The 9,467-nt window shown below is 46.7% G+C and carries 10 protein-coding genes; 2 read left to right on the top strand and 8 right to left on the bottom strand.

Annotated features, from left to right (window positions below):
• Positions 1-360 precede the first annotated feature (360 nt).
• Together pssA and R0I52_RS08995 are read right to left on the bottom strand one after the other, a co-directional pair.
• Positions 361-1,143 (bottom strand): CDP-diacylglycerol--serine O-phosphatidyltransferase, encoded by a 783-nt coding sequence (gene pssA / locus R0I52_RS09000; RefSeq protein ID WP_317054033.1) that lies wholly within the window; start codon positions 1,141-1,143, stop codon positions 361-363.
• 100 nt (positions 1,144-1,243) lie between these two features.
• Complete coding sequence (locus R0I52_RS08995; protein WP_075102326.1) at positions 1,244-2,128, bottom strand: 23S rRNA (adenine(2030)-N(6))-methyltransferase RlmJ; 885 nt, start codon at positions 2,126-2,128, stop codon at positions 1,244-1,246.
• 131 nt (positions 2,129-2,259) lie between these two features.
• Here R0I52_RS08995 and R0I52_RS08990 point away from each other — a divergent pair, with 131 nt between their 5' ends.
• Both R0I52_RS08990 and dapE read left to right on the top strand, forming a co-directional pair.
• The gene (locus R0I52_RS08990) at positions 2,260-3,024 is read left to right on the top strand and encodes a 2OG-Fe(II) oxygenase (RefSeq protein WP_317054028.1); all 765 of its coding nucleotides are present in this window, start codon (positions 2,260-2,262) and stop codon (positions 3,022-3,024) included.
• Between the two features lie 119 nt (positions 3,025-3,143).
• Positions 3,144-4,346 (top strand): succinyl-diaminopimelate desuccinylase, encoded by a 1,203-nt coding sequence (dapE, locus tag R0I52_RS08985; RefSeq protein WP_410524053.1) that lies wholly within the window; start codon positions 3,144-3,146, stop codon positions 4,344-4,346.
• Positions 4,347-4,598: 252 nt separating this feature from the next.
• Here the strand turns inward: dapE and R0I52_RS08980 are convergent, their stop codons facing one another.
• The 6 genes from R0I52_RS08980 to R0I52_RS08955 all read right to left on the bottom strand — a co-directional run bounded on the left by R0I52_RS08980 (position 4,599) and on the right by R0I52_RS08955 (position 9,199).
• Positions 4,599-5,093, bottom strand: a complete 495-nt coding sequence (locus R0I52_RS08980; RefSeq protein WP_317054027.1) for a GyrI-like domain-containing protein — start codon at positions 5,091-5,093, stop codon at positions 4,599-4,601.
• Between the two features lie 65 nt (positions 5,094-5,158).
• The gene (gene iscX, locus R0I52_RS08975) at positions 5,159-5,368 is read right to left on the bottom strand and encodes a Fe-S cluster assembly protein IscX (protein WP_071003236.1); all 210 of its coding nucleotides are present in this window, start codon (positions 5,366-5,368) and stop codon (positions 5,159-5,161) included.
• A 149-nt stretch (positions 5,369-5,517) separates the two neighbouring features.
• Positions 5,518-6,057: an acyl-CoA thioesterase gene (locus tag R0I52_RS08970; RefSeq protein WP_317054026.1), complete on the bottom strand. Its 540-nt coding sequence runs from the start codon at positions 6,055-6,057 to the stop codon at positions 5,518-5,520.
• Between the two features lie 142 nt (positions 6,058-6,199).
• Positions 6,200-7,600, bottom strand: coding sequence for an NAD(P)(+) transhydrogenase (Re/Si-specific) subunit beta (locus tag R0I52_RS08965; RefSeq protein ID WP_317054025.1), 1,401 nt, complete (start codon positions 7,598-7,600; stop codon positions 6,200-6,202).
• Complete coding sequence (locus tag R0I52_RS08960) at positions 7,597-7,944, bottom strand: proton-translocating transhydrogenase family protein (RefSeq protein ID WP_317054031.1); 348 nt, start codon at positions 7,942-7,944, stop codon at positions 7,597-7,599. Before R0I52_RS08960 ends, R0I52_RS08965 begins: the two co-directional genes overlap by 4 nt.
• Before the next feature lie 97 nt (positions 7,945-8,041).
• Positions 8,042-9,199: an NAD(P) transhydrogenase subunit alpha gene (locus R0I52_RS08955; RefSeq protein ID WP_317054024.1), complete on the bottom strand. Its 1,158-nt coding sequence runs from the start codon at positions 9,197-9,199 to the stop codon at positions 8,042-8,044.
• Between the last annotated feature and the right edge of the window lie 268 nt (positions 9,200-9,467).

Here is a 9,467-nt window from a genome sequence, read left to right as displayed (position 1 = left end):
ATTTAGTTTATTTTAAACTAGTTGGTTAGACTAGGATTTTAGAATGGTGATTCATTGTTTAAATGAGTCATTCTTTAATCGGCCTTCCCTTTCGACTGGGTGGCATTATACGCGTATTTGGGTGGGGGTCAAGGGGTGTTTTAACCTTTTATTTGAAATAGTTTATATTTCTTGTCTTACATCTCTCTAAAACAACTACTTAAGACTATCAGTAGTAATTAGCAGTGGTGATTGGCTATCCCTACCGAACCCTGTTTACGCTCTTTATATGATAACGCCTCTCACAAAAAAGGAGCTTACCTATCGGTAAACTCCTTTAGCACAGGTGAAGATGTGATACAAAACAAGCTCTTATAATATTTAATGACGACTCTTAGCTTTAATCGTCGTAAAAATACCCGACAACGCATAGAGAATGCCAATGGCTAAAATGCCAACAGGAATGTCATAGAGGACGATGCTCATGATCAACACTCCAATGATAAGTACCACAAATGGGACTTTCTTTTTATCAAACTCTTTAAAGCTATAGTATTTGACATTGCTGACCATCAGCAGACCACAGATAACAACCCACACCGCAAACAAGATCATAATAGCGGTATCATACTGTCCGACCCACTCATTATGATCGACCGCGACCATGACAGCGGACGTGACCAATATAGCCGCCAGTGGACTGGCCAAACCGACAAAGTATTTTTTATCAACTTCGCCTATCTGTACGTTAAACCTCGCTAGACGAAAAGCGGCGCAAGCGGTAAAAACAAAAGCACAGCCAATACCAATGCGGCCTAGCGGCTGCAACGCAAAACTATATACCAAAATCGCAGGCGCAACTCCAAAGGCCAGCATGTCTGCTAAAGAGTCATACTGCTCGCCAAAGGGGCTCTGCGCATTGAGCATGCGTGCGACGCGGCCATCAGCACCATCTAAAATCGCCGACAAAAATATAGCCAGCGAGGCTTTGTAAAACGATCCTTGGGTACTGGCCAAAATCGAATAAAAGCCAGACAACAACGACAAGGTGGTAATCAAATTGGGGGCCAAATAGACACCACGGCTGACCACCGGCTGACCCTCTGCAACCTCTGTCTCAATCACCTCAAACGTTAAGCCATCATAATTATCATTATCCGCCATGCGAATGTTGAACTCATGCTCGTCAATAAAAGGCGGCTGAGTTGCGGCATTATCATTTAAACTATGGTGAGATGGTTGCTCAGTCGTCATAACGGTATCCTTATTCGCCAACTAGCCAGCGGACATTGGTGGCACTATCAGGTGTCAACTCTGGCGCATCAGCGACTTTTAAAGCAGGCTGCAAAAAGCGCAATATTTCACGGGCATGACTATCAAATTGCCATGGCGGATTGATGACGAGCAAACCTGTGCCATTGAGACCCACGGCGACATCATTTGGATAGATATTTAGCTCACAGACCAGCTGACGTCTCATCTCGGTACGCTTGAGTTTTTTATAAAACAGCTCAACGGCTTCGATGTTTTTGATCGGGAACCAAAGTGCGTATGTGCCTTGTGGCCATTTATTATAGGCGGCGACGAGTAAATTGATAAGACGCGTAAAATCTTTATGCTCTTGCTCATAAGGGGGGTCTAGAAAAATAAGACCGCGGCGCTCGGCTGGCGGAATCACGGCGGTGACGCCTTCAAACGCATCACGGTGATGAATGCCAATGGGCAGTTTGTACAATTGGTAATTGAGCGCGTCATACTCGCTGGCTTTGGCCTCAAACGCTTCGCCGCGTACGCCAGTGTCTGGGTTTTTTTCGATATGATGGGCAATCCACCATGGCGAACCCGGATAGACTTTATTATCATAAGTGGCTTTGGCTTGCTTGATGCCTGCTAGATAGTCTTTGACAGCCGCTGGGGCTTGTGCCATCTTGGTGTCATCGAGCTTTAACAATGCTTTGATGCCGCCCTCGGCTTCACCAGTTTTGCGCGCTTCTTCACTGCTGAGTGAATAAAGACCGCGACCACCGTAAGCGTCGAGCGCATAAAAGGGTTTGTTTTTTTGGCTTAGCTGATTAAGCAGTTGTACCAATAAAATGTGTTTTACCACATCAGCAAAGTTACCAGCGTGGTAGGCGTGTTTATAGTTCATAATCTCAAAAGTTTAAAGTAAGAAAAATTGCATCTATGGTAGCATAGGCAGCGTAAAAGATAATGTGGTTTTGGTAAATGCTCTTAATAAAAGGGCTTTGAATGCCAGCTGATTGATAATAACGAGGTGAGATGACTAAGATTATTAGCAACCTAAATGTGACAAAGCTGGTGGTCGACCATCCGATAGGTCCTGACAATCCGCCGCGATTCACCCCATACAGCCCTAATTGCGCTGACATAGACGATAAGTCATTGAGCCAAGATGCCTTGCAGATGTCAGACTTTGAGGTGTGCTGGGATGATAGGCTAACCGATAAACAGCTCGATCAGCTCGTCGATGATGGTTGGATAGTAATCGATGAGGTGTTTACGCATACAGCGTTGCTAGCGTTGCAAGCAGAGAGTGGGTTTGTCCAATACCGAGACGCCGAACTAACAGCTGGTGTTCGCATCAGTGACATACGCGGCGATCGCATCCGCTGGATCACAAAAAACTTTTTTGCTGGGTTTTATTACTTGCAGTCCATCAACGCGCTAGCGGCTTTGTTCAATCAAAGCTTGTTCGCAGGAATTCGCCATAGTGAAGCACACTATGCCTGCTATCCGGCAGGCTTTGGTTATCAATGGCACAGCGATAATCCTGCGGGCCGCGATGAGCGTGTTATCTCAGCGGTTTTTTATCTTAATGATGAATGGACAGCCAGCGATGGCGGCGCGTTAGAAATCATTGATAAACACGGCAGCCATCACAGTGTCATGCCTGTTGCCAATAGGTTAGTCATATTTGATAGCGATTTGCAACACCAAGTACAAATCGCTCATCGGCAACGCTACTCTATCGCTACGTGGATGCGCCGAGATGGTTTGGTGCCGTTTGTTGAAGATAGTATGTAAAACGTAGAAATCTATCATAAGCCGCTACGGCTTGTGCCATGGCTGAATGTAATGTGTAACACGGCCTAGGCTGTAATCTAAAATCTTATCCTCTCACTTTATAATAAAAAGGTTTTTTCATGTCTGACGCTCACAATCAAAACATGACTCATCAGCAGCAAACACTGGATTTAAGTATCGCTTTACTTGAGCGCCCTTCCGTCACTCCAGATGATGATGGCTGCCAAGATATTTTGTCGTCTCGCCTAGCAAAAGCAGGCTTTGACTGCGAGTTTATGTACTTTGGTAATAAAGAGCAGAGCGGCGAGCACGCGGAAGTCAAAAACCTCTGGGCACGCCGTGGTACAGCCGACCCTGTGATATGTTTTGCTGGCCATACCGATGTCGTACCGACGGGCGACGAGAAAACCTGGACCTATCCGCCCTTTACCCCAACCATAAAAGACGGCTATCTTTGGGCGCGCGGCGCGGCAGATATGAAAACGGGCATTGCAGCCTTTACTATCGCCGCCGAGCGTTTCGTCGCGAATCACCCTGAGCACAACGGCTCGATTGCCTTTTTAATTACTTCAGACGAAGAAGGCCCTTCTATCAATGGCACGGTGAAGGTAATTGAAACCTTAGAGGCTCGCCAAGAAAAAATCACTTACTGCCTCGTTGGTGAGCCCTCAAGTACTGATACGCTAGGCGATATTATCAAAAACGGCCGCCGCGGCTCGTTGGGTGCAGTACTCACCGTCACTGGTAAGCAAGGTCACGTCGCTTATCCGCATCTGGCCTGCAACCCTATCCATGCAGCGATGGCGGCGCTTAGCGAACTGACATCAGCAACTTGGGACAACGGCAACGACTACTTCCCGCCCACAACTTTACAAGTCTCAAATATCAATGGTGGTACGGGCGCAACCAACGTCATCCCCGAAACCTTAGAGGTCGTCTTTAACTTTCGCTTTTCTACCGAAACCAGTGAAGAAGAACTCAAAGCAAAAACCCATGCTATCTTTGATAAGCATTTTGCTGATAGCAAAGCCAGTTATGATATCCAATGGAAATTATCCGGTCAGCCGTTTTTGACCCCTGAAGGTAAACTGGTTTCAGCCTGTCAAAATGCGATTAAGTCAGTCACAGGTACAGACACGACGCTATCGACATCAGGTGGTACATCCGATGGACGCTTTATCGCACCGACTGGTGCGCAAGTGGTTGAGCTTGGTGTCCGTAACGCCACCATTCATCAGGTCGATGAAAAAGTAGAAGTGAATGACTTGGGTAAGCTTGCGCAGATATATGAAGGAATTTTGGAAAATTTATTATTAGATTAACTGTGTAGATAAAGCTGAAAAGTAAAAAAGCGCGAGTCTTAGATGACTGGCGCTTTTTTATGGGCGGCTTTGGCTCAAAACTCATTTAAGTTGTTAGCTATAGTGAATTCAGTATAAAAACAATACAGTGGGACTGGGATAAATTTTCGCAGCCTCTGTCTGCGTAGGCACAGCACGCAAGGAAAATTTAGACCAGTTCCACCTTGATATATAATGTATCTGTTCTATTTAGGATTGACTATAGTTACGGCTTTATTTAATACCTATATAAAGGGCGACTTGGCCGTACTCTAAATTCCCATCGATATAGTGCTCAAAGTCTACATCAAAGTTGCGAGCGTGCTCACAGTTCGGATCGTTAAAGTACTCCCATGCCTTTTCCCAAGCGTTCATCACCGTATTTGGCATATTGCCTGTTTCAGAGAAAACCAAATACTTGCCTGCAGGAACATTTACCGAGACCAAACTGCCTGCAGGGTTAGGCGCGCTTGATGCCTCAGCTTCACCCGTCACCTCCCAACTGGCCACCACATCAAAAGCGCCGACCAAATCATCGCTCTCATAATTATGGTAAACGCCATAAATATCTTCACCTTCTGGCAAGTCGCCCATGTGATTTTGATAAAACTTTTGCCATAAGCGGCCCAGTTTCGCCGTTTCGTGACGCGTCTCGGCGTGATTGGTGGTACGAATGCTAATACCCTTACAAGCTATCGCTTCGGCTAACTCTTTAATTTGAGACGTCATGATGCTGCCTGCCCTGTTGTTCTCTGTTATTGTTATTCGATGTGCTACTAAAGAAGAAAATGGCCTTAATCAGCTTCATCTATCCAATTCATCTGAATGGCTTCTAAAATACCTTCGTTTGAGCGCTGCGGATCATCATCAAAGCCTTCAAGCTCAGTCACCCAGCGGTGCAAATCAGTAAAACGAATGTACTGCGGGTCGACCTCTGGAAACTTCTCATAAAGCTCAATGGCGATATCGAGGCTGTCTGTCCATTTTAGTTTTTGCGGGGTCATGGTGGCTCCTTAGCTTGTGTCAGTTAAAAATATTAGGTTGAGTGGTGCGATCGTTTGTCAGTTCTTTTATCGATTTAGCAGCCTACATCGTACCAAACTTCGGCAGCCGATTATAGCCATGTTGTTTCGCCAAACTGCCTTCAGGTCAGCTAGTGAGCAGCTGGCGCAGACTTTATCGCTACTTGATGCGCATTCCATGAGTCGATGACGTCATTGGTCTGCTCGCCGAGCATATCCAATAGCTCTGGCGCGCACTTTCCTTTTTTATCAGTCAAGACAAACTTCGTCATCCCAATACCCATCAATTGATGTTTGACAAAAAACCGCGTTTCAAAATACACATATTTTTTATCCCAACCGACAAGCACGCTATTTACTGTCATTTTATTTAGAAATTTAATTTCTTTGAGATAGACCATCTCTTGCATGGCAATAATCCAGCCAAGACTTTTTATCCCTTTTTGATGACAGCAAGTTATAAGCCAGTTGGTGATGTTTAATTCTATAAAGGACAAATAACGATAATTAGGCAGATGATCGCGAAACCCCATATCGTGCGGCAAGACACGGTACTGACGCACTATTGGTGCGGCCAACATCTCAGCGCTCAGACGCTGTTTTACTGACTGTTTATTACGCTGCTGTTTTAGCAAACTGGTCATAATAAAAAAACGTATCAACATGTTCATAAATGACTCTCTTAATTCTGATTTTGTATAAAGTCTAACTGAATAGAAAGGTGACCTACCTTAACGCAAAAAAGCCACCTAAGTGACTTTTTTATTTAAGAAAATATACTCAAAACTTGTGCTAAAAAGCTGGTTTTAGCGATTAATGACCGCCGCCATTGATACTACGAACCATCTCTTCGACCATCTTTTTGGCATCGCCAAAGATCATCATAGTTTTATCCATATAGAAGAGGCTGTTATCAAGACCTGCATAGCCGGTGCTCATCGAACGCTTGATGACCATTACCGTTTGCGCTTTGTTGGCTTCTAAAATGGGCATACCAAAGATAGGAGATGTCGGATCGTCTTTTGCTGACGGGTTGACGACGTCGTTGGCACCGATGACCAAGACCACATCGGTACTGGCAAAGTCGGAATTGATCTCGTCCATCTCTAGAATATCGTCATAAGGCACGTCGGCCTCTGCCAATAGTACGTTCATGTGCCCTGGCATACGACCAGCAACAGGATGAATGGCAAAGCGAACGTTGACACCTTCGTCTTTTAGCAGTTCATATAGCTCTTTTACCGCATTTTGCGCGCGGCCTTGTGCCATACCGTAACCTGGTACGATGACCACATTGCTGGCATTGGACATGAGGAATCCTGCGTCTTCTGCTGAGCCTGATTTGTATGTTTTTGGTGCACCATCATCAGCGCCTGCTGCTGCAGCTGACGTGCCCATACCGCCAAATAGAACATTAAGCAGTGAGCGGTTCATGGCTTTACACATGATATAAGACAAAATCGCACCTGAGGAACCGACGAGCGAACCTGCGATAATAAGCATTGAGTTGCCCAGCGTAAAGCCAATACCTGCTGCCGCCCAACCTGAAAATGAGTTCAGTAGCGACACAACCACTGGCATATCACCGCCGCCGATAGGCGCAATCCACATCCAGCCAAAGATCACTGCAATCACTGCCATGGCATAAAACGCGGGCAAGGAATCCGTGACAAAATACACCCCGCCAAACCCAATCATCGCTATAAATAGCAAGGCTTGAACAGGCTTTACCCAGCCGCCCGTGACTGTTTTTGCCCAGCTCTTTGCTGCAAGCTTACCAAAAGCAAAGACAGAGGCAGAAAAAGTAATCGCACCGATAAAGCAACCGATAAATAGCTCAACACGGGCAACCGCGCCATGCTGCTGCTCAGTATGTAGTACCGTGGCCAGCGCAATCGCCACCGCCGCCAAACCGACAAATGAGTGCATCAACGCCACGGTTTCTGGCATTTGCGTCATCGCGACGGTTTTTGCTTTCCACATGCCGACGATGGCACCTAAGATCATCGCACCGATGATCAACCACAGTACAGGACCTTCTGCTAAGAAAAAGGTGGTGATAACAGCAATCGCCATCGCTGCCATACCAAAGCGGTTACCACGAATCGCTGTCTTTGGACTCGACAATCCGCGTAACGTTAAAACAAAGAGGATAGCGCCGACTAAATAAAACCAATCTGCATTGGTGGCAATAAATTGGGTTAAATCGCTCATGCATCACCTCCGCTTTTCGTCGAGCTGGCTTCAAGAGCAGGTGCTTTTTTTGCTTTAGGTTTAAACATTGCGAGCATGCGCTCAGTCACCGCAAAACCACCAAAGATATTAATACTGGCCAAAAATACGGCAAAAGCACCAAGCAAACTGGTCGGGGTAATCATCGAGCCGTCGATATGGACGGTCTGTAGCATCGCACCGACGATCACGATACTTGATAAGGCGTTGGTCACCGCCATCAATGGCGTATGCAGCGCTGGGGTCACGCCCCAGACGACGTAATATCCAACAAAGATAGCGAGTACAAATACGGTAAAAATCGCGACAAATGGTGTGCTACTCATGGCGGCACCGGCAGGCGCTGCCGCTAAAATGGTGGCAATCATCTTATCCTCCTAAAAATTTATTCGTGTCTGGCAAATGCATGGCGACCAGCAAGGACTAGCGTTTGGCCAAGCGTACTTGGTTGTCGTGGGTCACTGCCAGTGCACCCTGAATCTCATCTTCCATATCTAAGTTCAGTGCCAGTTTGTTTGCTGACGCATCATCTGTAGCAGCTGGTGCAATTAAGGTGGTGATAAAGTTGACAAGGTTATTGGCATACAAGTCTGAAGACTGCGCCGCTAGCTGTGATGGGATATTGGCCGCGCCAACGATACGCACGCCATTGTCTGTGATGACGGTCTCATTTGGCGCACTGCCCTCGACGTTGCCGCCTGTGCCAGCTGCCATGTCGATCAGCACCGAACCAGCTTTCATTTTGGCAAGGGTTGCCTGATGAACCAAGCGCGGGGCTTGACGACCAGGAATTTGTGCTGTGGTAATGACAATATCAGCATTGCTTAATGCTTTGTCGACGACTGCAGCTTGGTCTTTGATATATTGTCCTGATGGCGTCCACGCATAGCCGCCCGTTGCCTTGGCTTTTTGTGCTTCATCGTCACTCATTGGCACATCCAGCCACTTACCGCCAAGCGACTCCACTTGTTCTTTCGCAGCAGGGCGCAGGTCACTGGCTTCTACCACCGCGCCCAAACGCTTGGCTGTCGCGATGGCTTGTAACCCTGCAACACCGACGCCCAAGATAACCACCTTGGCGGGCTTTACTGTCCCTGCCGAGGTCATAAACATCGGAAATGGACGCGAGTATTCATTGGCCGCCAGCAGCACTGCTTTGTAGCCTGCAAGGTTGGCTTGTGACGACAGCACATCCATGTTTTGCGCGCGTGACAGTGTGCGCGGCAATAGCTCCATCGCAAAGGCCGTAACGCCTTTAGCAGCATAAGTGTCTAGCTGCGTATTGCGGTAAGGGTCTAGCATACCGACGACGATTTGGCCTGCGCTCAAATGCTCTGTCACTTCGGTGGGCAAATCGTGAATGGTGGTAATAATTTGAGACTGGGCAATCACCTCGGCACTACTGCTGGCAATGTCGGCTCCTGCCGCCTGATACAGCGCATCAGCATAGTAGGCTGCTTGCCCTGCACCTGACTGGATGACGACCTCAAACCCAAGCTTACGCAGTTTTTTGACCGCGTCTGGGGTTAGCGCGACACGGCTCTCGCTTGCGATATCTGCACTGATTACACCGATTTTCATACCGTCTCCTTACTTACGTCTAATGACTTTATTTACGTCTCAATGACTACCTTTAATACCCTCAACGCACATTTAAAAAGCACAGGGGACAAAAAAACCTTTGGTCGTTGTTGGTTCAAGGTTTTGACCAAAGGCTATCAATTTAATAAATGATGACTACATCACCATCATGTCTTTTTATTATAGAGACATCATCCGCCAACTTTCATTGCCTAATGGTGACCAACAAGTAAAATTAAAAGTTAGGCATTTACACCATCTGGATAAC

The organism is Psychrobacter sp. CAM01 (genome assembly GCF_032842965.1).
Classification (GTDB): Bacteria; Pseudomonadota; Gammaproteobacteria; order Pseudomonadales; family Moraxellaceae; genus Psychrobacter; species Psychrobacter celer.
The sequence above is the reverse complement of the archived record's forward strand: the minus strand, read 5'-3'. Positions and strand labels throughout refer to the sequence as shown.

Coding starts and splice junctions, on each gene's coding strand:
- R0I52_RS08960 (WP_317054031.1), bottom strand. CDS start 7,944: ATGAGTAGCACACCATTTGTCGCGATTTTTACCGTATTTGTACTCGCT.
- R0I52_RS08955 (WP_317054024.1), bottom strand. CDS start 9,199: ATGAAAATCGGTGTAATCAGTGCAGATATCGCAAGCGAGAGCCGTGTC.
- dapE (WP_410524053.1), top strand. CDS start 3,144: ATGTCTGACGCTCACAATCAAAACATGACTCATCAGCAGCAAACACTG.
- R0I52_RS08990 (WP_317054028.1), top strand. CDS start 2,260: ATGACTAAGATTATTAGCAACCTAAATGTGACAAAGCTGGTGGTCGAC.
- R0I52_RS08965 (WP_317054025.1), bottom strand. CDS start 7,600: ATGAGCGATTTAACCCAATTTATTGCCACCAATGCAGATTGGTTTTAT.
- R0I52_RS08980 (WP_317054027.1), bottom strand. CDS start 5,093: ATGACGTCTCAAATTAAAGAGTTAGCCGAAGCGATAGCTTGTAAGGGT.
- iscX (WP_071003236.1), bottom strand. CDS start 5,368: ATGACCCCGCAAAAACTAAAATGGACAGACAGCCTCGATATCGCCATT.
- R0I52_RS08970 (WP_317054026.1), bottom strand. CDS start 6,057: ATGAACATGTTGATACGTTTTTTTATTATGACCAGTTTGCTAAAACAG.
- pssA (WP_317054033.1), bottom strand. CDS start 1,143: ATGGCGGATAATGATAATTATGATGGCTTAACGTTTGAGGTGATTGAG.
- R0I52_RS08995 (WP_075102326.1), bottom strand. CDS start 2,128: ATGAACTATAAACACGCCTACCACGCTGGTAACTTTGCTGATGTGGTA.